22 protein-coding genes and 1 pseudogene are annotated in these 22,281 nt (G+C 70.7%); 18 read left to right on the top strand and 5 right to left on the bottom strand.

The genetic code is table 11. The features are described from left to right. The first annotated feature begins 101 nt into the window (after positions 1–101). The 5 genes and pseudogenes from F1D61_RS00815 (at position 102) to F1D61_RS00795 (ending at position 5,980) form a co-directional block, all read left to right on the top strand. A pseudogene (locus tag F1D61_RS00815) lies at positions 102–964 on the top strand (outer membrane protein). A gap of 406 nt (positions 965–1,370) precedes the next feature. Beyond that, on the top strand, positions 1,371–2,207 hold the full coding sequence (locus tag F1D61_RS00810; RefSeq protein WP_203156109.1) for an outer membrane protein: 837 nt from the start codon (positions 1,371–1,373) through the stop codon (positions 2,205–2,207). Positions 2,208–2,446: 239 nt separating this feature from the next. Next, positions 2,447–3,322 carry an outer membrane protein gene (locus F1D61_RS00805; RefSeq protein ID WP_246775658.1) on the top strand — a complete coding sequence of 292 codons (876 nt, stop codon included), beginning with the start codon at positions 2,447–2,449 and terminating at the stop codon, positions 3,320–3,322. A gap of 105 nt (positions 3,323–3,427) precedes the next feature. After that, a complete protein-coding gene (locus F1D61_RS00800) occupies positions 3,428–4,198 on the top strand; it encodes a glucose 1-dehydrogenase (RefSeq protein ID WP_203156107.1) in 771 nt (256 codons plus the stop codon). 108 nt (positions 4,199–4,306) lie between these two features. Further along, positions 4,307–5,980 carry an acyl-CoA dehydrogenase family protein gene (locus F1D61_RS00795; RefSeq protein ID WP_203156106.1) on the top strand — a complete coding sequence of 558 codons (1,674 nt, stop codon included), beginning with the start codon at positions 4,307–4,309 and terminating at the stop codon, positions 5,978–5,980. 203 nt (positions 5,981–6,183) lie between these two features. Here F1D61_RS00795 and F1D61_RS00790 read toward each other — a convergent pair whose 3' ends face one another. Then, positions 6,184–6,360: a hypothetical protein gene (locus tag F1D61_RS00790; RefSeq protein ID WP_203156105.1), complete on the bottom strand. Its 177-nt coding sequence runs from the start codon at positions 6,358–6,360 to the stop codon at positions 6,184–6,186. Between the two features lie 130 nt (positions 6,361–6,490). Here F1D61_RS00790 and F1D61_RS00785 point away from each other — a divergent pair, with 130 nt between their 5' ends. After that, complete coding sequence (locus F1D61_RS00785) at positions 6,491–7,747, top strand: glycosyltransferase (RefSeq protein ID WP_203156104.1); 1,257 nt, start codon at positions 6,491–6,493, stop codon at positions 7,745–7,747. Between the two features lie 38 nt (positions 7,748–7,785). Continuing rightward, the gene (locus tag F1D61_RS00780) at positions 7,786–9,249 is read left to right on the top strand and encodes a DegQ family serine endoprotease (RefSeq protein WP_432443195.1); all 1,464 of its coding nucleotides are present in this window, start codon (positions 7,786–7,788) and stop codon (positions 9,247–9,249) included. A 299-nt stretch (positions 9,250–9,548) separates the two neighbouring features. Here F1D61_RS00780 and F1D61_RS00775 read toward each other — a convergent pair whose 3' ends face one another. Beyond that, on the bottom strand, positions 9,549–10,229 hold the full coding sequence (locus F1D61_RS00775) for a hypothetical protein (RefSeq protein ID WP_203156102.1): 681 nt from the start codon (positions 10,227–10,229) through the stop codon (positions 9,549–9,551). Positions 10,230–10,567: 338 nt separating this feature from the next. Between F1D61_RS00775 and F1D61_RS00770 the strand changes: the two genes are divergently transcribed. From F1D61_RS00770 to F1D61_RS00760, 3 genes are all read left to right on the top strand, one after another. After that, the gene (locus F1D61_RS00770) at positions 10,568–11,332 is read left to right on the top strand and encodes a trna delta -isopentenylpyrophosphate transferase (protein WP_203156101.1); all 765 of its coding nucleotides are present in this window, start codon (positions 10,568–10,570) and stop codon (positions 11,330–11,332) included. Between the two features lie 182 nt (positions 11,333–11,514). Next, on the top strand, positions 11,515–12,405 hold the full coding sequence (locus tag F1D61_RS00765) for a dienelactone hydrolase family protein (protein ID WP_203156100.1): 891 nt from the start codon (positions 11,515–11,517) through the stop codon (positions 12,403–12,405). Between the two features lie 110 nt (positions 12,406–12,515). Beyond that, positions 12,516–12,935 carry a response regulator gene (locus F1D61_RS00760; RefSeq protein ID WP_203156099.1) on the top strand — a complete coding sequence of 140 codons (420 nt, stop codon included), beginning with the start codon at positions 12,516–12,518 and terminating at the stop codon, positions 12,933–12,935. Here F1D61_RS00760 and F1D61_RS00755 read toward each other — a convergent pair. The 3 genes from F1D61_RS00755 to F1D61_RS00745 form a co-directional block, all read right to left on the bottom strand. Then, positions 12,932–13,411 carry a RidA family protein gene (locus F1D61_RS00755; protein WP_203156098.1) on the bottom strand — a complete coding sequence of 160 codons (480 nt, stop codon included), beginning with the start codon at positions 13,409–13,411 and terminating at the stop codon, positions 12,932–12,934. The two genes, F1D61_RS00760 and F1D61_RS00755, sit on opposite strands and share 4 nt — an antisense overlap. A gap of 399 nt (positions 13,412–13,810) precedes the next feature. Beyond that, the gene (locus tag F1D61_RS00750; RefSeq protein WP_203156097.1) at positions 13,811–14,227 is read right to left on the bottom strand and encodes a hypothetical protein; all 417 of its coding nucleotides are present in this window, start codon (positions 14,225–14,227) and stop codon (positions 13,811–13,813) included. 33 nt (positions 14,228–14,260) lie between these two features. After that, complete coding sequence (locus F1D61_RS00745) at positions 14,261–15,385, bottom strand: AI-2E family transporter (protein ID WP_203156096.1); 1,125 nt, start codon at positions 15,383–15,385, stop codon at positions 14,261–14,263. 241 nt (positions 15,386–15,626) lie between these two features. On the opposite strand from F1D61_RS00745, the gene F1D61_RS00740 reads away from it, so the two are divergent. From F1D61_RS00740 to F1D61_RS00705, 8 genes are all read left to right on the top strand, one after another. After that, a complete protein-coding gene (locus F1D61_RS00740; RefSeq protein WP_203156095.1) occupies positions 15,627–15,914 on the top strand; it encodes an acyl carrier protein in 288 nt (95 codons plus the stop codon). Between the two features lie 24 nt (positions 15,915–15,938). Continuing rightward, positions 15,939–16,403: a 3-hydroxyacyl-ACP dehydratase FabZ family protein gene (locus F1D61_RS00735; RefSeq protein ID WP_203156094.1), complete on the top strand. Its 465-nt coding sequence runs from the start codon at positions 15,939–15,941 to the stop codon at positions 16,401–16,403. Continuing rightward, positions 16,400–17,539, top strand: coding sequence for a beta-ketoacyl-ACP synthase (locus tag F1D61_RS00730; RefSeq protein ID WP_203156093.1), 1,140 nt, complete (start codon positions 16,400–16,402; stop codon positions 17,537–17,539). Before F1D61_RS00735 ends, F1D61_RS00730 begins: the two co-directional genes overlap by 4 nt. Further along, the gene (locus F1D61_RS00725; RefSeq protein WP_203156092.1) at positions 17,536–18,807 is read left to right on the top strand and encodes a beta-ketoacyl-ACP synthase; all 1,272 of its coding nucleotides are present in this window, start codon (positions 17,536–17,538) and stop codon (positions 18,805–18,807) included. Before F1D61_RS00730 ends, F1D61_RS00725 begins: the two co-directional genes overlap by 4 nt. Further along, positions 18,804–19,571, top strand: coding sequence for an SDR family oxidoreductase (locus tag F1D61_RS00720; protein ID WP_203156091.1), 768 nt, complete (start codon positions 18,804–18,806; stop codon positions 19,569–19,571). The genes F1D61_RS00725 and F1D61_RS00720 overlap by 4 nt, the downstream gene beginning before the upstream one ends. Before the next feature lie 12 nt (positions 19,572–19,583). After that, positions 19,584–19,886 carry an SH3 domain-containing protein gene (locus F1D61_RS00715; protein ID WP_203156090.1) on the top strand — a complete coding sequence of 101 codons (303 nt, stop codon included), beginning with the start codon at positions 19,584–19,586 and terminating at the stop codon, positions 19,884–19,886. Positions 19,887–20,120: 234 nt separating this feature from the next. Further along, positions 20,121–21,143, top strand: coding sequence for a zinc-binding dehydrogenase (locus tag F1D61_RS00710; RefSeq protein ID WP_203156089.1), 1,023 nt, complete (start codon positions 20,121–20,123; stop codon positions 21,141–21,143). A 155-nt stretch (positions 21,144–21,298) separates the two neighbouring features. Next, positions 21,299–22,267, top strand: coding sequence for a lipid A biosynthesis lauroyl acyltransferase (locus F1D61_RS00705; protein WP_203156088.1), 969 nt, complete (start codon positions 21,299–21,301; stop codon positions 22,265–22,267). Positions 22,268–22,281 lie beyond the last annotated feature (14 nt).

Below are 22,281 nucleotides of genomic sequence, written 5' to 3'. Positions count from 1 at the left end.
CTTAACGTTAAGCACGGGTTTACCGAACCGAGCGACAGTCGTGACGTCTTCTGGAACGGCCGCCCGATCTCCCTCGCGGCCCTCCCCAACAAGGAACCGTCATGGGCCGCCGCAGCAAGCCTCTCGCGCTGGCGCGCATCTTCACGCTCGCTGCGAGCGTGGCAGCGCCGGGCCTCGTCCACGCCGCCGACCTCGATCTCCTGCCGCCTCCGCCCCCGCCTCCGCCGCCGCCGGTGGAAGTCGGCGGCAACTGGTACCTGCGCGGTGATGTCGGCGTCGGCCTCCTCGATCTGCGCAAGACCGTCGTCGAGGACGTCTCGACCCCCGGGTCCCGTACACCTATCGGACGATCCAGGATCAGGTCGGCGACCAAGCCTTCATCGGCATCGGTGCCGGCTACCAGTTCAATCCGTGGCTGCGCTTCGACGTCACCGGCGAATATCGCTCGACGGCGGATTGGCGCTTCGCCGCCGAGGATCTCTCCTACAAGACCCGCGGTGGCTACGACCTGACGACGGGCAAGTTCTCGTCCGTCGTCGGCCTGGCCAACGCCTATGTCGATCTCGGCAGCTGGTACGGCGTCACCCCCTTCATCGGCGCCGGCGTCGGCTTTGCCCACCACATGTTCGGGTCGGTCACCGACCAGGGACTGGGGACCTATGCGGGCGGCTTCGGCTACGGGAAATCGAACGACAAGACGAACTTCGCCTGGGCGGCCCATGCCGGTCTCAGCTACGCCGTCACGTCGAACCTGAAGCTCGAACTCGCCTATCGCTACCTGAACATGGGCGAGGCCGAGACCGGCGTCGTGAGCTGCCTGCCGGCCTGCAACCTGAGGACGGTGTACCGCGCCAAGGAACTCGAGTCGCACGACATCAAGCTCGGCATGCGCTGGATGTTCGGCGCCCCGGTCGTGGCCGCCTACGAGCCGCCGCCGATGATGCCGCTGGTGCGCAAGTACTGATACCAACAGTCGCTGGAAACGACCTTTGGTTCCGTTCTCGAATTTTCATCAAGCCTCTGGCTTTGCGTAGACAATTCGAGATGGCTTAATGGCCCGATGCGTCAGCGTCTTGGGCCATTGGTATGATACGCGACGAGACCAGCCCGGCGCCTGGAGCATTGTCCGACGACGCGGAGACCGGCTCGTCGCAGACGATGCGGCAAAGCAAGACCCTGGGCGGGTGACGCGTCGGCGTGCCGACGCGAGTCCGCCCAGGGCGCCGGAGACACCGGCGCCCGGCCGTTAGGGTTAAGTCGACGCTAAGCTTCTTCCGTTACTTAGAGACATCGGGCCGCTCGGGCCCGCCATCACCCCGACGTGAAGCACGCCCCGGCTGAGGAGCCGAAGGGGCAGGAAAGGGCGCCCCATGGCACGGTTCGGTCACTGCATCCCGGTCGCGGCCCTCGGGCTCGGCCTGCTCGGCGCGCCCGCGCTCGCCGCCGACCTGTTGCCGCCGCCCCCACCACCGCCGCCGCTCCCGGCCCCGGTGGAGGTCGGCTCCGGCTGGTACCTGCGCGGCGACTACACGGCGAGCGACTTCCGCCACCCGAAGGACGACACCCTGCCGGGCACCGAAGGCGCCAAGCTCGTCGGCTTCCGCCTCGGCAACACCGACGGCTATGGCGGCGGCATCGGCTACCGCTTCAACAGTTTCCTGCGCGCCGACGTCACGGTCGACGGGCGCACCCGCAGCCGCTTCCGCGACTATTCCTCGCGGACCAACTTCGTCGAGGGCTTCAATACCGAGGCCGGCAAGCTCGATGTCCTGACCGGCCTGTTCAACGTCTACGTCGATCTCGGCACCTGGTGGGGCTTCACGCCCTATGTCGGCGCGGGTGTCGGCATGGCGAGCAACCGCTTCCACGACGCCTGGACCGGCACCACCTGCTTCACCACCGCCTGCGGCGGCGGCGTCGACGGCGCCTACCGGCTCGGGGCGCAGGGCTTCGACGCCCGCGCCAACCACACCGCGATCGGCCTGGCCTGGGCGGCCATGGCGGGCATCTCCTACGAGATCGGCGCCGGCGTGAGCCTGGATGCCAGCTACCGCTACCTCGAGGTCGGCAAGGCGCGGACCGGCTTCGACGCCTACAACCAGAACACCCGGATCAAGGACATCGCCGCCAACGAGTTCCGGGTCGGCCTGCGCTGGGCCTTCGGCAACGGCCTCGCCCTGCCGGGCCTCGCCGGTTCGGCCTACTGATCGAAGTCGAATTCGCATCATCGAACGCCCGGTGTGCCCGCCACACCGGGCGTTCGACGTTGAGGGGCCGACGTTTCTTCCCCGGTGCCGCAACGGCTTTCGTGAGTGTAACCGATATTTAAGGTTACCAAGACATGATTGAGCCAGTGGCACGGCAGGATTTGCCGATCGACTAGCCGAGGGCGGCCCGGATGCGTTTCGCGAGATTTGGTTTTCTCCTCGGCGGAGTGCTGGCCGGTTTGAGCCTCGCTGCACCGGCGATGGCCGCGGATCTCGATTTCGGCCCCTTGCGCGGCGGCGTCGAGCCGCTCGCCGTTCCCGCGGCGGATGTCTGGGACGGCTTCTATATCGGCGGTCACGGCGGCTGGACGAGCGGCAGCTTCGGCTTCGGCAACGTCTTCAGCGCGCCGGTCGCCCAGAATCTCCGCGCCACCGCGATCGAAGCCACCCTCGGCGCCTCCGGCCTCCTGCACGCCACCGACGCGCGGCGGGACGGGATCGGCTTCGGCGGCTATGCCGGCGTGAACTACCAGATCGACGAGATCGTGGTCGGCGTCGAAGCAGACTACACCCATCTCCGCCTGACCGGCCGCAGCAGCGACGCGATCGGTCGGCAGAAGACCGACGGGACAGGCTACCTCATGGGGGTCGTCCTGTCCGGCGATGCGGCCACGCAGATCACGGATTACGCGACCCTCAGGGGTCGGGTCGGCTACACGGTCGGTGGCTTCATGCCGTTCGTGACCGGCGGCCTTGCCGTCGGCCGTGCGCAGATCTCCGAGACGGTGGCGGTGCAAGGCTTCGAGTACGACCAGGCGACCTACCGCAGCAACCAGGCCCTCGCCGATCCCTCGAAGCGGGTCTTCGTCAATCACTCCGGCTATAAGAACTTCCTCCAGAACGATCCCGGCAACAGCGAGCTCGCCGCGCCCGACATCCTCCGGCGCTCGAAGGAGAAGATCGTCGGCGGCCTCGCGGCGGGGGCGGGCCTCGAATACGCCATCACGCCGAACCTGCTGCTGCGCGCGGAATACCAGTACGTCCTGTTCAGCGACTTCGACGGCCACAAGCTGAACACCAACACCGTGCGGGGCGGCGCGGCGGTGAAGTTCTGATCGCCGCGACATACCGGCCTCACCGACGGGCTTGCGGGGACGCCGCGGCCGCGCCACCCTGACGGGACGCCCGAAAAGAGGCGCGGGTCGGGGGAGGGAAACCGGATGCAGCGTCTGGCCGGCAAGGTCGCCCTGGTGACGGGCGGCGCGCGGGGCATCGGGCTCGCGATCGCGCGGCGCTTCGCCCGCGAGGGCGCGGCGGCGGTGATCCTCGCCGATCTCGACGAGGCCGAGGCCGCGCGCGTCGCGCCGGAGAACCCCGCCTTCCATCCCTGTCCCCTCGACGTGACGCAGGACGTGGACTGGGCCAGGGCCGTCGACCGCACGGTCGCCCGCCACGGCGGCCTCGATGTTCTGGTCAACAATGCCGGGATCGCGGTCGTCGGCTCGATCGAGTCCGTGACCCTGGAGGAATGGCACCGGGTCCAGGCGGTCAACGTCGACGGCACCTTCCTCGGCTGCCGCCACGCGGTCCGGGCGATGAAGCCGCCGGCCGGCCGCGGCGGCGCGATCATCAACCTCTCGTCGGTCTCGGGGCTCGTCGGCGGGCACAACCTCGCCGCCTACAACGCCTCGAAGGGGGCGGTGCGCCTCCTCACCAAGTCGGTCGCCCTGCATTGCGCCCGGCAGAAATATGGGGTGCGCTGCAACTCGATCCATCCCGGCTTCACCGAGACCGACATGCTGCGCGACCTGGCGGCGGGCAGCCGCTACACCCCCGAGGCCCTGTCCGAGCGCCTGCGCGCCTCGGTGCCGCTGGGGCGCAATGCCGCCGCCGAGGAGATCGCGGGGCTCGCCGCCTATCTCGCCTCGGACGAGGCCGGCTTCGTCACCGGTGCCGAGATGGTGATCGACGGCGGCGTCACCGCGCAATAATCTCCGTTCCCCATAAAGTCGGACCTCAGCGGCAGCCCGGGGCCTCTACAGACCGGCGATTCGTCGCTATTTGTATGCGCCGCAGCAAAATCACCGGAGACCTGCCCGATGTCCGCCCAGGCCGCCCCCGCCCCGACCGATCTCGTCACCCTGGCGCAGGAAGCCGGCCTCGCCGCGAAGGCCCTCGCCGCGGACGCCACACGACGCGTCCGCGCCGGCCTCGTCGGCACCGACGGGCGGCTCTCGCCCGATCGCCTGGCGGCCGAGCAGCACGCCGCCCATGGGCTCGCCTGGCTCTCGACCTATGCCGAGGCGATCGTCCAGCTCGGCGCCTATGCGGCGCGCCTCGCCGAACAGGGCCGCCTCGGCGAGACCGAGACGCTGCTGGTGCGCATCGGGCTGGGTGAATATCTGGAGCAGCTCTTCAGCGGCATCCCGATGAGCCAGGGCGAGATGGTGCGCCCGACCTCGTCCCTCGGCCTCAAGGCCCAGGAAGTCGCGCGCCACCGCTCCGAGGCCGTCGAGACCCTGATCGCTGAAGGTAACACCGCCGCGAACCGCGCCGCCCTGGTGCGGCTGATCCGCGAGGGCTCGGGCGCGACGGTCGGCGACAGCGGCCTCGACGAGGACATGGAGGCGATCCGCACCGAGATGCGCCGCTTCGGCCAGGCCGAGGTCGCGCCCCACGCCCATGAATGGCACCTCGAGAACGCCTACATCCCGCTCGAGATCATCGGCCAGATGGCCGAGCTCGGCGTGTTCGGGCTGACCATCCCCGAGGAATATGGCGGCATGGGCCTGCCGAAGATCTCGATGTGCGTGGTCTCGGAGGAGTTGTCGCGGGCCTATATCGGCGTCGGCTCCCTCGGCACCCGCTCGGAGATCGCCGCCGAACTGATCCTGGGGGGAGGCACCGAGGAGCAGAAGCAGCGCTTCCTGCCGAAGATCGCCTCGGGCGAGGTGCTGCCGACCGCGGTCTTCACCGAGCCGAATACCGGCTCCGACCTCGCCTCGCTCCGCACCAAGGCGGTGAAGGAGGGCGACACCTGGCGGATCCACGGCAACAAGACCTGGATCACCCACCCGGTCCGCGCCGACCTGATGACCGTGCTGGTGCGCACCAAGCCCGAGGAGCCGGGCCACAAGGGCCTGTCGCTGCTGCTCGGCGAGAAGCCCCGCGGCACCGACGAGAACCCGTTTCCGGTCGCGGGCCTGTCGGGCGGCGAGATCGAGGTGCTCGGCTATCGCGGCATGAAGGAGTACGAGCTGGCCTTCGACGGGTTCGAGGTGCCGGATGCGAACCTGCTGGGCGGCGTCGAGGGCAAGGGTTTCGCCCAGCTGATGCAGACCTTCGAATCGGCCCGCATCCAGACCGCGGCCCGCGCCGTCGGCGTCGCCCAGTCGGCCCTCGATGTCGGCCTGCGCTACGCCGAGGAGCGGGTGCAGTTCGGCAAGCCGCTGGTCTCGTTCCCGCGGGTCGCCGACAAGCTCGCCATGATGGCGGTCGAGATCGCCATCGCCCGCCAGCTCACCTACTTCGCCGCCCACCAGAAGGACGAGGGCAAGCGCTGCGACCTCGAAGCCGGCATGGCCAAGCTTCTCGGCGCCCGCGTCGCCTGGGCCGCCGCCGACAACGCCCTCCAGATCCATGGCGGCAACGGCTTCGCCCTCGAATACCCGGTGAGCCGCCTGCTCTGCGACGCCCGCATCCTGTCGATCTTCGAGGGCGCGGCCGAGATCCAGGCCCAGGTCATTGCCCGCCGCCTGCTCGAGGTGCAGTGAGCGAGGCCCGATCGGCACCGTGAAACGAGGAACGGCGCGCGGGGCGACCCGCGCGCCGTTCCTCTTTGCGTCCGGCGTTATACCAATGGCCCAAGATGCTGACGCATCGGGCCATTGAGCCATCTCGAATTGTCTATGCCAAGCCAGAGGCTTGACGAAAATTCGAGAACGGAACCAAAGGTCGTTTCCAACGACCGTTGGTATTACTTCGTGATCTTCACCGAGACCGGGTCGCTCGTCGGGAACGTTTCCTCCAGCGCCTCGTCGAGTCGCTCGCTGAGCTTGCTCTGCTGGTTCTCGGGCCGGGCCTTGTCGTCCGGGGAGGCGCCGTCGCGGCGAAAGCCCGGCTGGTCCTGGTTCGGCGTCTTGGTCTCGCTCATGGGTGTCTCCTCGTATCCGGATGATCTGCGCGGCTAACGCGCGGGCCCCGAGCCTGTTTCGTCCGCCGGGCGCTTAACCGGATGCTGGCGCCTTGCCGGGTAGGGTTGTCCGGGTGAGAGGGCCCTTCCGATGCATGTCGGCATCCTGACGAATTTCGCGACGCCGAAGGGCGGCGCCGAGAAGGTCGCGATCGAATCCGCCCGCGGGCTCGCCGAATGCGGCGTCGCCGTCACGCTGATCCACGGGGCCGACGGGCCGGCCGACCCGCTGCTCGATCATCCGGGCATCCGCCGGGTGGGTCTGGGCCTCGTCGACGTGTGGGAGCGGCCGGCCTGGCGCGGCGCGATCGAGGGGATCTGGAACCGCGAGGCGGCGCGGCGCCTCGACGCGGCGCTCGCGGCCCTGCCGGACCGGCCCGACGTGCTGCACCTGCACCAATGGACCCGCTCGCTCTCGCCGGCGATTTTTCCGGTCCTGGCGCGCAGCGGCCTGCCCGTGGCGATCACCCTGCACGACTACTTCCTGCTCTGCCCGAACGGTCTCTATTACCGCTTCGACACAGCCGAGCCCTGCAGCGTGCGCCCGCTCTCGGGCCCCTGCCTCGCGGCCTCCTGCGATCCGCAATCGCGGGTTCACAAGGCGGTGCGGGTGGCGCGCTACGTCGCGCAACGGGCGGCGATCACCCGCACCACCGACTACCGCGCGATCGATCTCGTCCATGTCTCGGACGGCAGCCGGGCGCGGATCGAGCCGATGATGCCGGGCATCGGCTTCCGCCACCACCGCATCGACAACCCGGTCCGGGTCGAGCGCGCCGCCCCGGCCGATCCGGCCGCCGGTGACGCGGTCGCCTTCGTCGGCCGCTTCACCCGGGAGAAGGGCGCCGACCTCGTGGCGCAAGGAGCCCACCGGGCCGGAATACCGTCGCTCTTCATCGGCGACGGGCCGCTCGCCGACGAGCTGCGCGCCGTGCCGGGAACCGAGGTGATCGGCTGGCGCGCCCCGGCGGAGGTCGAGGCGCTGCTGCGCCGCCGCGCCCGGGCCGTGGTGGCGCCGTCACGCTGGCTCGAGACCGGCCCGCTGACGATCTACGAGGCGCTCGCCGCCGGCATCCCGGCCATCGCCTCCGACCGGGCCGGCGCGGCCGAGAAGATCCGGGACGGCGAAACCGGCTTCGTCACCGCCCCCGACCTCGCCGCGCTCGCGCAGGCCTTCGGCCGGCTGAAGGACGACGCCCTGGTCCGCCGGCTCGGAAGGACCGCCCATGCCGCCTACTGGTCCGCCCCGACGACGCTCGCCGCCCATGCGGGCGCGCTCTGCCGCCTCTATGCGGGGATGACGGCTGCGGCCGAGGCGCCATCTTTTCAGCGTAGTGCTGTCATGTGAGAGAGCACCCAGAATCCAGACCGACCTTTCGGAGCCGAATGCCGATGCGCCGCCCGACGACCTCCCTGCTGCTCGCCGCGCTCCTCCTCGGGGTCGCCCGACCGGCGGCCGCGCAGGCCGAGTCGGTTCCGCCGTTCCGCGCTCTCACGGACAACCGGGCCGTGCCTGAGTCGAAGGCGCAGGTGCAGCTCTCCTTCGCGCCGCTGGTCAAGCGCGCGGCGCCGAGCGTCGTCAACGTCTACGGCACCCATGTCGAGAAGCGTGCCGCCAATCGCGGCGCCATGGACGAGTTCCTGCGCCGCTTCTTCGGCGATGCCGGCCCGAACCTGCCGCAGGAGCGGGCGCAGCGGTCGCTGGGCTCGGGCGTGATCGTCGACGCCTCGGGGCTGATCGTCACCAACAACCACGTCATCGAGAACATGAACGAGGTGAAGGTGGCGCTGAACGACCGGCGCGAGTTCGAGGCGCAGATCATCCTGCGCGACCCCCGCACCGATCTGGCGATCCTGAAGATCAAGAGCCCGAGCGGCGGCCTGACGCCGATGGAGATCGGCGATTCCGAGCACCTGCAGGTCGGCGATTTCGTCATCGCCATCGGCAACCCGTTCGGCGTCGGCCAGACGGTGACGCAGGGCATCGTCTCGGCGCTGGCCCGCACCCAGGTCGGCTCGGCCGACTACCAGTTCTTCATCCAGACCGACGCGGCGATCAACCCGGGCAATTCCGGCGGCGCGCTGGTCGATCTCAACGGCGGCCTCGTCGGCATCAACACGGCGATCTACTCGCAGTCGGGCGGCAGCCACGGCATCGGCTTCGCCATCCCCGCCAGTATGGTCAAGGCGGTGGTCGAGACCGCCAAGGGTGGGGCCAAGACGGTGCGCCGGCCCTGGCTCGGCGCCCGGCTCCAGCACGTGACCCCGGACATCGCCGACAGCGTCGGCCTCGACCACCCGACCGGAGTGCTGGTAGCCTCGATGCAGCCGAAGAGCCCGGCCGAGGAGGCGGGGCTGAAGCGCGGCGACGTGGTCCTGGCGGTGGACGGCCAGACCGTCGACGACCCGGAAGCCTTCGGCTACCGCTTCGCGTTGAAAGGCATCAAGGGCGAGACCAAGCTCACGGTCCTGCGCGGCTCCAGCCGCATGACGGTGCCGGTGCGCTTAGGTCCCGCGCCGGAGACGCGGCCCCGCGACACCCTGAAGGTGAAGACCCGCTCGCCCTTCCTCGGCGCCACCGCGGTCAACCTGTCGCCGGCGGTGGTCGAGGACCTGCAGCTCGACCTGCCGGCCCAGTCGCAAGGAGACGGCGTCATCATCGCCGAGGTCGAGGGCGGCAGCCTCGCCAACCGGGCCGGCCTGCAGAAGGGCGACCTCGTGGTGGCGGTGAACGGCGCCCCGGTGACCTCGACCAAGGACCTGGAGCGCATGACCCGCGCCCCGGCCTCGATGTGGGAGGTGACGATCACCCGGGGTGGGCAGCAGCTGACGTCGGTGTTCGGGGGGTAGGGGACCGTAGCGGGGTGATCGCTTCGCGATGCGGAAACTGGCGTCGCCCCGCGCCGCGGGCTCGTGAGACGAAATCCGGAAGTGATCTTCCTGATTTCGTGTGACACCCTCCCCCGTCATCCCGGGTTCTCGCCTGCGGCGAGCCCGGGCTGATGACGTCAAAGGCACCGGACCGGTCTTCCCGATGCCGAAGCGAACGAGAGCGCTTCATGATCGGGCTGCCATCGCGACGCTCTCCAGGGTTTTGATCTCGTCGCATTGCCGACGACGGACCGGTATCCACGTCGTCGGAACATGCTCTAGAACCCGAACGGGTCCGGATACGGCAGCATCCGCCGCCGCACCGGCGTCTCCGGCAGGATCGGGCGGCTGATATCCACCGCAACCAGCCCTTCGACGGCGAGGGCCAGCACCGCCGCGACGCCGTCCTGGGCGTTGATCGCCATGGCGGCGCATTCGACCAGGCGACCGGTGCCGCACTCGTCGAGGTGGTGCAGGATCCGCACCCGGTCGCCGGCCGAGACATGGGTGCGGCGGCAGGCCATGATCAGCCGCACCGTCGAGATCCGCGGCTCGGCCCGCAGGGTCGCGGCACTCTCGATGACGAAGCGGCGGCCGTCCTCGGCCACCACCGGCTCGCCCGCCACGTAGGCCGTGCGGAAGGGGTGCCGCGCGAGATCGCCCTCCGCCACCACGTCGACGAGGAGGCCCGGCTCGTCGGTGCGCGCCTGCTCGAAATCGGCGGCATGCTCCAGAACCGTGTCGCCGAGGGTCAGGCGGACCGGGGCGGTGGCGGCGCGCAGGCGTTCCACCGCCGGGTCGAGGGCCGCGATGGCGAGGAAATCCGCGACCAGGGCCGGGCGCGGAACCGCGGCCACGAGGGCCGCGCCGCGCCGGGGAGCGGCGCTCCGCAAGGCGCCGCGGCGTTGCCCAGGGCGTTCGAGCAGGGTCGCGGAATCGAGGAGGGCAGGGGTGCTCATGCGGGGCTCCGGGGCCAGAGCCGGCGCCGACGCGCCGACACGCTCAAGTTCTAGAGGCTCAGGTCTTTAGGAACATTTAGCGAACTTACCTGCCTGGAGCAACGCCGCGGCAATCGTCGCCGTGTCGATGCGCCGTGACGGGTCGCCGGATCATCTGGGCAGGGTGTCGGCGGGAGCGAGGGTGCGACAAGAACATCATCCCCGGCGGGCCTCTGATCTCGCGTCGCTATCGCGAAAACGCTCGCGCCGCCCCATCTCTCGTGCTATAAGAACAAATGTGGAACCGGCCGATTCCCCCGCCCGTCCGGATCCGCTGTCAGCAGGTGAGATCGATCGAGATGAGCGCAACCACGGACAAGCAGATCGCGGACATCCTCGCCACCTACGGCGAGCCGCTGGCCGGCAACGTCTGGCGCGTGCAGGGCACCGCCGTGATCTACCACAAGGCCCTGGAGCGGATCGCCGTGCAGGCCCGCATCCGCTTCGACGCCCCGGTGATCGTGCGGGCCGAGCGGGACGAGGCGGTGATCCTGGTGACCGGCCACATGCCGGGCCCGAACGGCGACCGCACCGAGTGGTCGATCGGCGAGGCCTTGATCGGCGTGAACTACCGCGTCTCGGGCAAACAGGCGGCCTACGTCTTCGCCATGGCGGAGAAGCGGGCCAAGGACCGGGTCATCCTCAAGCTCGCCGGCCTGCACGGCCTGCTCTATTCCGAGGACGAGGCCGACGAGTTCAAGGCGAGCCGGCCCGACCTGGTGGCGGCGAACCAGTCGCGCCGGCCCGAGCCCGTGCGCGAGCGGCACGATGCCGAAGAGTCCGACCGCGAGGCCGAGGCCGCCAACGATGCCGACGCGCCGCGGGACGAGGCGCCCCGCGCCGAGGCGTCGGAGTCGGAAGCCGACCTCACCGCCCGCATCGACCAGGCGCAGTCGATCAACGCGGTGACCGACCTGATGCTCGCGCCCGAGACGCAAGCGGCGCTCGCCGCGATGCCGCCGGGCCTGCGCGACGAGGTCCGCGAGCACGCCAAGGCCCGGCTCGTCGCTCTGGGCTGGCCGGCCCGCAGCAACGCCAAGTCCCGCAAGGCCGCGGTGGCGTGAGCGGCGCATCGGGATCGATCGAAGGGCCGTCCGTTCGCGCGGGCGGCCCTTTTTCTTGAACCACATCCTCGTGCCTGACCGGATCGTGACCGGCCGCGCGGCGTGTTCGCGCTTGCCCTCACGCGCCCGGCCCGCATGATCGCGCCCCGGCGCCAGAAGGCGTCCGGCACGGGAGGACCAGGATGGCGACGAGCGACGATGCGCGGACCGACGACCTCGAACAGCTCGACGGACTGGTGATCCCGCCCTTCTCCCGGCGCGGCTTCGTGATGACGAGCCTGATGACCGGGCTGACGCTCGCCACCACCCGGGTCGAGGCGCAAGCCATCCGCACCGACGAGACCGGCATCGTCGCCGGCGAGGTTCGGATCCCGGTCGGCGACGGGCCAATGCCGGCCTACCGGGCGATGCCGCAGGGGGCCGGGCCGTTCCCGATCGTCCTCGTGGTCGAGGAGATCTTCGGGGTCCACGACTACATCAAGGACATCTGCCGGCGGCTCGCCAAGGCCGGCTACACCGCGGTGGCGCCGGAGCTGTTCGCCCGCCAGGGCGATGTCTCCAAGATGACCGACGTGCAGGAGATCGTCCGCGAGGTGGTGTCGAAGACGCCGGACGCGCAGGTGATGGCCGATCTCGACGCGACCGCCGCCTGGGCGGCGGCCGAGGCGAAGGGCGATGCGGGCAAGCTCGGCATCACCGGCTGGTGTCGCGGCGGGCGCACCGTGTGGCTCTACGCGGCCCACAGCACCAGCCTGAAGGCCGGCGTCGCCTGGTACGGCAATTTCGGCGGCACCCGCACGGGCATCCAGCCCAGGACCGCCGCCGACGTGATCCCGGAGATCCGCGCGCCGATCCTCGGCCTCTACGGCGGCGCCGATACCGGCATCCCGGTCGCCGACGTCGAGAAGGCGCGCGAGGCGGCCAAGGCGGCGGGCAAGGAGGTCGAGATCGTCGTCTTCCCGGACGCGCCGCACGGCTTCCACGCCGATTATCGCCCGAGCTACCGCAAGGGGCCGGCGGAGGACGGCTGGGGGCGGATGCTGGCGTGGTTCCGCAACCACGGCGTCGCCTGATTCGCCTCCGCGGTCGGGCTGAGCCTTGCATTGCCGCAACACCTCGGAAAGGATGAGCGGAGGGCTCCGGGAGCTATGCAACCAGTGAGCCGCAAGCTCGTTCCCTGCACATGACCGAGTCCAGCGCCGCCGCGAAGACCCAGCCCGTGATCCTGGTCGTCGAGGACGAACCGGAGGAGCGTTTCCTCGCGGCCACGCTGCTGGAGGAAACGGGCTTTCGCGTCATCGAGGCCGAGACCGCCGAGAAGGCGCTCGCGATCCTGCGCGAGCGGGGCGACGAGGTGAACGTCGTCTTCTCGGACGTGCGGACCCCGGGCCAGATCGGCGGGTTCGAGCTGGCCCGGATCATCGGCGTCACCTGGCCGCGGGTCCACGTCCTGCTCACCTCGGGTGATGCCGGCGACCAGCCGAGCGACCTGCGGATGTCGGCCACCTTCATTCCGAAGCCGTGGCGGGCCCTCGACATCCTCACGTTGGTCGAGCAGGCCGCCGGCTATCATACCGGCGGCGCCGCGAGCGACGCGCACTAGGCTCTCACTTCGAAGATCCCGTCGACCTCGACGCTCGCATTGGCCGGCAGGCTGGCGACGCCGATCGCCGTGCGGGCGTGGCGCCCGGCCTCACCGAACAGCTCCGCCATCAGGTCGGAGGCACCGTTGACCGCCTTCGGCACGTCGGGCCAGCCCTGCTCGACCTGCACGAAGCCGCCGAGGCGGTGGCAACGCACCACCCGGTCGAGATCGCCGTCGAGGGCGAGGCTCAAGGACGCCAGCAGGTTGAGCGCGCAGATCCGCGCCGCCTCCTGCCCGGTCGCGATGTCGGTCACCGGCCCGGTGAACCGCACTTCCCCTTCCCATTCGCAGATCTGGCCGGCGAGCCACAGGGTCGAGCCGATGCGCGAGAACGGCAGGAAGGCGCCGCGGGGCTCGGGCACCCGCGGCAGCGCGAGGCCGAGGGCGGCAAGGCGGCGGGCGGGCTCGCCGCGCAGAGGGGAGGGTTGGTTCATCGGGACCTCGCGGGGGATCGGTGGGTTTTCGGTGTCTGATCGATCGTCGACAACAGGATGCGTGTCTCGGCTCCCATACCTTGGAAGAGTACCGCGCAAGTCAGGGGCGGCTCGGTGAACGGCGCACGACATGGGCATGAAGCCCGCTGGCGGAGGTCTCTCCTGTCTGCAACCTCATCCTGAGGTGTGAGCCGATCGGCAATCGGCCGACCCCGAAGGAGGGCTCCAGAAGTCTCCGAGATCTCTGGAGCCCTCCTTCGAGGCGAGCAATGCTCGCGCCTCAGGATGAGGTCGCGGGTGGGACGAGGAGGAGCCGCGGACGAGTCGTCCTGTCGCATCCCGCGTGCCTCGAGAGGCTCCCGAGCTTTCCCTCGTGCGGAGCGATCGAGTCGAACTCGATCAGTAGCGGTTCGACCCGGGAATCGGCGGCGGCACGACGAAGACGCCGCCGGGCACGGGCTGGGGCCCGATCGGCCCATAGGGCGAGGGACCGTAGCGATCGTAACGGTCGTAGCGATCGTACCGGTCCGCCCGGGACCGGTCGTCCCGCCAGCGCCCTTCCGCATCACGGCGGCCGCGATCGTCCCGGTCGCGGCGGCGCGGCATGATCTCGTCGGGGTCGCCGCGCTCCACATCCCGGCGGTCGCGCCGGTCGAAATCCCCGCGGCGGTCGTCGTCGCCGAAGCGCAGGCCGGGATCGCGACGGTCGTCGTACCGCTCGCCGCGCCGGGCGGTCGGGCGGTCGTCGTCCCATTGCGCCGCGGCGGGACAGGCGGAGAAGCCGGCGAGCAGGGCCGCGGCGATCAGGAATCTCATCGGGAGCGTCTTTCGGGCAGGCGACGGGCGTTTTCAGGCGACGGGCTGGCCGTCCCCTTCCGTGTATTCTCGCCACAGCAACACCAACGCCGCCATAACGGCCGGGCCCAGGAACAGGCCCAGGAGCCCGAAACTCTCCACGCCGCCCAGGATTCCGAGCAGGACCCACAGGAACGGCAGCCGGGTGGCACCCCCGATCAGGACCGGACGGACGAAGTGGTCGGCCACGAAGGTGACGACGAGGCCCGCCACCGCCACCACGATCGCCGCGGTGACCCCGCCCTGTGCCGCGGCGAGGAGCGCGGCGAGGCCGAAGGCGACGGGCGCCCCGAACGGGATCATCGCGGCGAGTGCCGTGAAGGCACCGAGCAGGACCGGATGCGGCACCCCGGCGAAGTAGTAGACCAGGCCGAGCAGGAAGCCTTCGCCGAGGCCGACCAGCACCAGCCCGTCGACGGTGCCGTGGACCGAGGCCGCCATCTGCCGCGCCACCCGCTCGCCCCGCGGGCCGAACAGGCGGCGCGCCGCCGAGAGCCCTTGCGCGGCCAGCGCCGGCCCGTCGCGGAACAGGAAGAACAGGGCGAGCAGCGTGAAGCCGAACAGCATCGCCCGGTGGACGATCTGGCTGCCGAAGGTGCGGCCGAACCCGACCAGCGACGAGTGGTTGATCGACTGGTCGACGCGCTTGAGGACCTCGGACGAGCCCTGCGGATGGCTCAGGTTCTCCTGCCACCAGGCCGCGACCTGCGACGCCCCGAACGGCAGGTGCGCGACGAAATCCGGCACCGGCCAGCCCTGCTCCTCGATCTGGCGCCAGAATGCCACCGCGTCGTGCGCCTCCCGCGCCGCCTGGATGGCGACGACGATCAGCGGCACCAGGATCACCAGGGCGACCGCAAGCGTGAGCACGGCCGGCCACAGCAGGTTGTGCTTGCCGGGCGGCTTGATCCGCACCAGCCGCTCGCGCAGGGGCCACAGGGCGATCGCCAGGATCACCGCCCAGACCAGCGCCGGCAGGAAGGGATGCAGCACCCAGACGCCGAGGGCGCCGAGGGCGATCACCAGGGCCGCGCGGGCAAAGGCGGAGGTTCCCGCCGCGGGCGGCGGCGCCGGGGCGGGGGAATGTCCGGGACCGGTCGGGGGCTTCACGTGTTCCATGCCGGCTGTCATCCTTCCCGCGTTGCCGCGGGCGCGTCGTCCGACCTGACCTAGGGCAGGGGGCGCCTGGCGGAAACGCCGCGCGGTTGCCGGCCCGTCCCCCCTCGTGTATGCGGGCCCCTCGACCGGGCCATGCCCGGCGGACCCTTTTCGGGGAGGCGGTTTCGTGGCCGGGGTGCGGGCGGTGCCCGGAGGTCGCGCCGTTCGAGCCAGACCTCAGCAGGAAGACGGCTGCACGTCCATGTCCGACACCTTCGACCGCGTCGCCACCATCATCGCCGACGTCGCCGACATCCCGCGCGAGAAGATCACGCCGGAGAGCCACGCCATCGACGATCTGGGCATCGACAGCCTGGCCTTCCTCGACATCGCCTTCGAGATCGACAAGTCCTTCGGGATCAAGCTGCCCCTCGAGCAGTGGACCCAGGAGGTCAACGAGGGCAAGGTTCCGGCCGAGCAGTACTTCGTGCTGAAGAACCTCTGCGAGCGCATCGACGGCCTGGTGGCCGAGAAGGCCGCCAAGGTCTGAGCCGGGTTTAGGGCGGCCGCCGGGATGCGCCTCGAATATTTCGACATGATCGACCGGGTCGTGAGCCTCGACCGCGCCGAGGGGCGCATCGCGGCGCTCGCCACGGTGCCGGATGCGAGCCCGGTCTTCGAGGGGCATTTCCCCGGCCACCCCCTGGTGCCGGGCGTGCTCCTCACCGAGACGATGGCGCAGGCCTCCGGCTACCTGCTGCTCGCCCGTGCGTCCTTCAGCCACATGCCGTTCCTGATGGGCGTCGACAAGGCACGCTTCCGCTCCTTCGTCGGCCCCGGGGCCGTGCTGGAGGTCGAGGCGAGCCTGGAGCATGACGGCTCGGGCTACGCCGTGACCAAGGCGGCGATCCGCTCCGACGGCAAGCCGATCTGCAACGCCGAATTGCGGTTCCGGACCATGCCGTTCCCGGACGGTCTCGGCGCGCTCATGCGCGAGCGCACCGCCCGCATCGGCCTTCCCGACGGAGCGGATTCGTGACCCGGCCTGTTGTCGTCACGGGCCTCGGGCTCGTCTCCTGCGCGGGCGAGGGCGTCGAGGCGCATCTCTCGGCCTACCGGTCGGCCGAGGCGCCGCGGAGCGATGCCGAGACCTTCGCGCCGTACCCGGTCCACCCGGTCGCGCCGCTCACCCTCGACGGGCAGATCCCGAAAAAATCCGACCAGCGGCAGATGGAGCCGTGGCAGCGGCTCGGCGTCTACGCCGCCGGCCTCGCCCTCGACGCGGCCGGCGCCAAGGCCGATGCGGCCTTGAAGGCCGCCATGCACCTCGTCGTGGCGGCGGGCGGCGGCGAGCGCGACTACGCGGTCGACGGCCAGATCCTCACCGGCCTGCGCCAGGCATCCGATCCGGGCACCTACCTCAACGAGCGCCTGCAGAACGACCTGCGGCCGACGCTGTTCCTCGCCCAGCTCTCGAACCTGCTCGCCGGCAACATCGCCATCGTGCATGGCGTCACCGGGGCCTCGCGCACTTTCATGGGCGAGGAATCGAGCGGCGTGGACGCGTTGCGCATTGCGCAGGCCCGCATCGGCGCCGGCCAGCTCGACATCGTTCTGGTGGGCGGCTCGTACAATGCCGAGCGGGCCGACGTGCTGCTGATCCACGAGATGGGCGGCTACCTCTCTAAACCCGAGTATCGCCCGGTCTTCGAGCGCGGCGACGCGCCCGGCTTCATCCTCGGCTCCGGCGCCGCCTTCCTGGTGCTGGAGGCCGAGGACCATGCCAGGGCCCGCGGCGCCCGGGCGCTCGCCCGGCTCGAGGCGGTGGCGAGCGACCGCACGAAGCGCCGGGACGGCAGCGTGGCGGCGAGCCTGACCGGGCTCTGGGGCCAGGTCGGCGTCACCGACCCCGACGCCGTGATCTCCGCCGCCACCGGCTGCGCCGGCATCACCGGCGAGGAGCGAGACGCATTGACGACCCTGGCGCCGCGGGCGCCGGTCCGGGCGCTCGGCGACCTCACCGGCCACACGCTGGAGGCCGCCGCCCCCTTCGGTGCGGCGCTCGCCGCCGCCCTGGTGGCGTCGGGGGACGCATGCGAGGTCGCCGTCACGACGGTCGGCCACCGCCGGGGCGAGGGCGTGCTGCGCCTCACCAGAGCAGGGGACACCGCATGAGCCGCGACCGCGACGCGATGGGCCGTCCCCTGGTGGCGGTCACCGGCCTCGGCGTGGTGACCTCGCTGGGCCAAGGAGCCGCCGACAACTGGGCGGCGCTGACCTCCGGGCGCTCCGGCATCCACGCCATCACCCGGTTCCCGACCGAGGGGCTTCGCACCCGCATCGCCGGCACGGTCGATTTCATCGCCGCCGACCCGATGGTGGCGCCGCTGCTCTCGCAGCGTTTCGCCGAGGCCGCCGCCGACGAGGCGGTGGCGCAGGCCGGCCTCCCGGGCGATTTCCCGGGCGCCCTGTTCATGGCGGTGCCGCCGGTCGAGATCGAGTGGCCGCAGCGCCAGGCGCTCGCGGAGGCCGCGGCCACCAACGGTGACGTGACCTATGCCGACCTGCTGCGGGCGGCCGCCAGCCGGCGCTTCGACGACTGGCACGACCTGTTCATCTTCGGCACCGTCGCCGATCGCATCGCCGACCGCTTCGGCACCAAGGGCTCGCCGATCTCGCTCTCGACCGCCTGCTCGTCGGGCGCGACCGCGATCCAGCTCGGCGTCGAGGCGATCCGCCGCGGCGAGGTCGAGGCGGCGCTCTGCATCGGCACCGACGGCTCGGTGAACCCGGAATCGCTGATCCGGTTCTCGCTGCTCTCCGCCCTCTCGACCCAGAACGACCCGCCCGAGGCCGCCTCGAAACCCTTCGCCAAGAACCGCGACGGCTTCGTGATGGGCGAGGGCGCCGCCGCGCTGGTGCTGGAGAGCGCAAGCCACGCCCGCGCCCGCGGCGCCAGGATCCTCGGCTACGTGCTCGGCTGCGGCGAGAAGGGCGACGGCTTCCACCGCACCCGCTCGAGCCCCGACGGCGCGCCTGTCGTCGCGGCGATCCGCGCCGCGCTCGACGATGCCGGCCTGCATCCCGACCGGATCGACACGGTGAACGCCCACGGCACCGGCACGCCGGAGAACGACAAGATGGAGGCGATGGGCTGCCTCGCGGTGTTCGGCGAGCGGATGCGCGCGGTGCCGATCTCCTCCAACAAGTCGATGATCGGCCACACGCTCACCGCCGCCGGCGCGGTCGAGGCGGCGTTCTCGCTCCTCACCATCGCCCATGGCCGGGTGCCCCCGACCCTGAACTACGCGATCCCCGATCCGGCGATTCCGCTGGACGTGGTGACGACCGCCCGCGACGTGCCGGTGACGACGGTGCTGTCGAACTCCTTCGGCTTCGGCGGACAGAACACCTGCCTGGTGTTCGGGGCGGAACCCGCGTGAGCGCGCCTGTGCATAACCGCCGCGTCCTCGTCACCGGCGGCGCGCGGGGCCTCGGCGCCGCGATCGTGCGGGCGCTGATGGCGTCCGGCCACGACGTCGACTTCACCTATCGCGGCTCGCAGGCTGCCGCCGAGGCGCTGGCGCTGGAACTCACCGCCCTCCACCCCGAGCAGCGGGTGCGGCCCCACGGCCTCGACCTCGCGGACAAGGCGGCGCTCGACGATTTCTGTAGCCTGATGGAGGGCGAGGGGATCTTCGGTCTCGTCCACAATGCCGGCCAGCCCTGCGACAGCCTCGCCGCCGTGCTCGACCAGGACCGGGCGGAAGCCGCGATGCAGGTCAATTTCTGGTCGCTGACCCGGCTGGCCAAGGCGCTGGTGCGGCCGATGACCCGGGCGAAGGCCGGGCGCATCGTGGCGATCGGCTCGGTGGCGGCGCTCCGGGCCAATCCGGGAAATGCCGCCTATGCGGCGAGCAAGGGCGCGCTGATCGCCTATTGCCGGACGCTGGCGATCGAGTCGGCCCGTCGCGGCGTCACCGTCAACGTGGTGGCCCCGGGCTTCATCGACACCGACATGATGGCACCCTACGCCGCCCACCGCGCCGGGATGGAGAAGCAGATCCCCGCCGGGCGCTTCGCCGCACCGGCGGAGGTGGCCGATCTCGTCGCATTCCTGCTGAGCCCCGGAGCGGGCTACATCACCGGCACGGTGCTGCCGGTAGATGGCGGGCTCACCGCGATGATGGGCATCCATCGCACCTGACGAACCGGATCCATGCGGTACCCCCTCGCGTGCGCCGCCCTGGCGGCGGCCCTCCTCCTCGTTCCGGCGTCGGTCCAGGCGCAGGAATTCGGCCGACTGGAGTTCTTCCGGGTCGAGGGGCTGCCCCCGGGCGACACGCTCAGCATCCGCGAGGCGCCGGACGCCGACTCCCCGGCCCTCGGGCAGGCGCCGCCCCGCGGGCGCCTGCGCGGCTTCGGCTGCACCAACGACACCCCGAGCGGCCTGACCTGGTGCCGGGTGAAGCTCGGGCCGATCGTCGGCTGGGCGCGGCGGCGGTATCTGACGCCGGAGTGACGTCTGTTGTCGTTCCTGGCCCGGCGGTTTACGTCCGGCTGACACGAAGGCGCGGGATACCCTCTCCCGTGTGTTCTTCCGTTTACATGTAGCGCGCCTCCCCTCCCCCCTGTGGGGAGGAGCCGGAGGTGGGGGTGGTGCCGCGTAGAGCGCGAGGTCTCTCCGGCACCACCCCCACCCCTAGCCCCTCCCCACAGGGGGGAGGGGAAGGCGCTCGTCTGACGAAGGACCCCCATGAAAGCCCTCCAGCTCTTCGGCGACCGCGACCTGCGCCTGACCGAGGTCCCCGACCCGGATGCCCCCGGCCCCGGCGAGGTGCAGATCCGGGTCCGCGCCGTCGGCCTCAACTTCATCGACGTCTGGGGCTTTCGCGGCATGGCCTTCGCCAAGCGCAAGCTGCCGCTCACCGTCGGCGCCGAGGCGGCCGGCGAGATCGCGGCCCTCGGCGAGGGCGTGGAGGGTCTCAAGGTCGGCGACAAGGTCGCGCCCTACGGCGCTCTGACCTGCGGCCGATGCCGCGCCTGCCGCAAGGGCCGCGACAACCTCTGCGAGGAGGTCGGCGGCGTGCTCGGCTTCCACGTCGACGGCTTCGCCCGCGAGTTCGTCAACCTGCCGGCCCGCCTCGTGGTGCGGGTGCCCGATTCCGTCAGCTTCACCGATGCCGCCTGCGCGCCGATCGCCTTCGGCACCGTGCAGCACATGCTGTTCGACAACGCCAAGCTCGAGCCCGGCGAGACCATCCTGGTCCATGCCGGCGGATCGGGCATCGGCACCACGGCGATCAAGATGGCGAAGGCGATCGGCTGCACGGTGTTCACCACCGTCGGCGACGATGCCAAGGGCGAGAAGGCCAAGGCCCTCGGCGCCGACCACGTCATCAACTACCGGACCGAGCGCTTCGAGGGCGAGGTGCGCAAGGCCACCAGGCGCAAGGGCGTCGACGTGGTCTTCGAGCATGTCGGGCCGGAGACCTGGAACGGCTCGCTTCTCTGCCTCAAGCGCGGCGGGCGGCTCGTCACCTGCGGGTCGACCTCCGGCGTCTCCACCACCATGAACCTGATGCAGCTGTTCCAGCAGCAATACCGCATCACCGGCTCGTTCGGCTGCCGCATCGCCAACATCCGCGACGCCCTCGACAAGATGGCGGGCGGGATGAATCCGGTGATCGACACGGTGCTGCCGCTCGGCGATTTCGCGCAAGGGCTGGAGCGGCTCGAATCGCGCAAGGTGTTCGGCAAGATGCTGGTGACGCTCTAAAGGCCACATCGGCACGGGAAGTGCGCGGGGATGGCCCGCGCGCCCTTGCGCGAACCCATCCGGCGCGAGAAGAGGCGACGTGCAGGGCGAAGACCAGCTTGCGCGAATTCGCCTGCCTGCCCGTTCTCCCGCCCGGATTGCTTCGTGAGATCATCGTGCTGCGCTTGAAGCTGAGGCTCTACCGCGCCCTGTCCCGCCTCGCCGGCCTGCCGATGGTCTTCGTGATCCGCGCGCTCTTCGCGCTCGCCCGCTGGCTCGGCCCGGTGCGCGCCGCCGCGGCAGGCGCGGCGATCGCCCGGGCGATCGGCCCCCGGCTGCCCTCGCACCGCACCGCGCTCAAGAACCTGCGCCAGTCCTTCCCCGGGAAGGGCGAGGCGGAGATCGCCGCCATCGCGCTGGGCTCCTGGGACAATCTCGGCCGCACCGGCGCCGAATACGCCCATCTCGCCGAGATCTTCGACTACGACCCCGCTGCAGCAGAGGCGGGACGGATCGAGGTCGAGGGCATCGAGCATTTCTTCGGGTTGCGCGACGACGGCAAGCCGGGGCTGATCTTCTCGGCCCATCTCGGCAACTGGGAATTGCCGGCGATCTGCGCCGCCCGGTTCGGCCTGGAGGCGAGCGCGGTGTTCCGTCCACCGAACAGCCCGGCGGCGGCGCAGCTGGTGCAGGAGGTGCGCCGCGCCACGATGGGCGGCCTGACCGCGGCCGGCCCCGGTGCCGCCTTCAAGATGCAGGGCGTCGTGGAGCGCGGCGGCCATCTCGGCATGCTGGTCGACCAGCATTTCACCCGCGGGGTGGTGGTGGATTTCCTCGGCCAGCCGGCGCTGGTGAACCCGCTGCTCGCCAAGCTCGCCCGGCACTACGACTGCCCCGTCCACGGGGTACGGGTGATCCGGCTGCCCGGCGACCGCTTTCGCCTCGAACTGACCCCCGGCCTCGACCTGCCCCGCGACGCGGGCGGTGCCGTCGACGTGCAGGGCGCCATGCAGGCGATGACCGACGTGATCGCCGGATGGGTGCGCGAGCACCCCGAGCAATGGCTTTGGATGCACCGGCGCTGGCGCCCGGCGATGCTGCCGAAATCCGTCTCCCGGGCCCCGGCCGTTCCGGCCTCAAGCTAACGTGACTTCTCTCC

It is taken from the genome of Methylobacterium aquaticum (assembly GCF_016804325.1).
In the GTDB taxonomy this organism is placed as follows: Bacteria; Pseudomonadota; Alphaproteobacteria; order Rhizobiales; family Beijerinckiaceae; genus Methylobacterium; species Methylobacterium aquaticum_C.
The sequence above is the reverse complement of the archived record's forward strand: the minus strand, read 5'-3'. Positions and strand labels throughout refer to the sequence as shown.

Coding starts and splice junctions, on each gene's coding strand:
- F1D61_RS00810 (WP_203156109.1), top strand. CDS start 1,371: ATGGCACGGTTCGGTCACTGCATCCCGGTCGCGGCCCTCGGGCTCGGC.
- F1D61_RS00800 (WP_203156107.1), top strand. CDS start 3,428: ATGCAGCGTCTGGCCGGCAAGGTCGCCCTGGTGACGGGCGGCGCGCGG.
- F1D61_RS00795 (WP_203156106.1), top strand. CDS start 4,307: ATGTCCGCCCAGGCCGCCCCCGCCCCGACCGATCTCGTCACCCTGGCG.
- F1D61_RS00790 (WP_203156105.1), bottom strand. CDS start 6,360: ATGAGCGAGACCAAGACGCCGAACCAGGACCAGCCGGGCTTTCGCCGC.
- F1D61_RS00785 (WP_203156104.1), top strand. CDS start 6,491: ATGCATGTCGGCATCCTGACGAATTTCGCGACGCCGAAGGGCGGCGCC.
- F1D61_RS00780 (WP_432443195.1), top strand. CDS start 7,786: ATGCCGATGCGCCGCCCGACGACCTCCCTGCTGCTCGCCGCGCTCCTC.
- F1D61_RS00775 (WP_203156102.1), bottom strand. CDS start 10,229: ATGAGCACCCCTGCCCTCCTCGATTCCGCGACCCTGCTCGAACGCCCT.
- F1D61_RS00770 (WP_203156101.1), top strand. CDS start 10,568: ATGAGCGCAACCACGGACAAGCAGATCGCGGACATCCTCGCCACCTAC.
- F1D61_RS00765 (WP_203156100.1), top strand. CDS start 11,515: ATGGCGACGAGCGACGATGCGCGGACCGACGACCTCGAACAGCTCGAC.
- F1D61_RS00760 (WP_203156099.1), top strand. CDS start 12,516: ATGACCGAGTCCAGCGCCGCCGCGAAGACCCAGCCCGTGATCCTGGTC.
- F1D61_RS00755 (WP_203156098.1), bottom strand. CDS start 13,411: ATGAACCAACCCTCCCCTCTGCGCGGCGAGCCCGCCCGCCGCCTTGCC.
- F1D61_RS00750 (WP_203156097.1), bottom strand. CDS start 14,227: ATGAGATTCCTGATCGCCGCGGCCCTGCTCGCCGGCTTCTCCGCCTGT.
- F1D61_RS00745 (WP_203156096.1), bottom strand. CDS start 15,385: ATGGAACACGTGAAGCCCCCGACCGGTCCCGGACATTCCCCCGCCCCG.
- F1D61_RS00740 (WP_203156095.1), top strand. CDS start 15,627: ATGTCCGACACCTTCGACCGCGTCGCCACCATCATCGCCGACGTCGCC.
- F1D61_RS00735 (WP_203156094.1), top strand. CDS start 15,939: ATGCGCCTCGAATATTTCGACATGATCGACCGGGTCGTGAGCCTCGAC.
- F1D61_RS00725 (WP_203156092.1), top strand. CDS start 17,536: ATGAGCCGCGACCGCGACGCGATGGGCCGTCCCCTGGTGGCGGTCACC.
- F1D61_RS00715 (WP_203156090.1), top strand. CDS start 19,584: ATGCGGTACCCCCTCGCGTGCGCCGCCCTGGCGGCGGCCCTCCTCCTC.
- F1D61_RS00710 (WP_203156089.1), top strand. CDS start 20,121: ATGAAAGCCCTCCAGCTCTTCGGCGACCGCGACCTGCGCCTGACCGAG.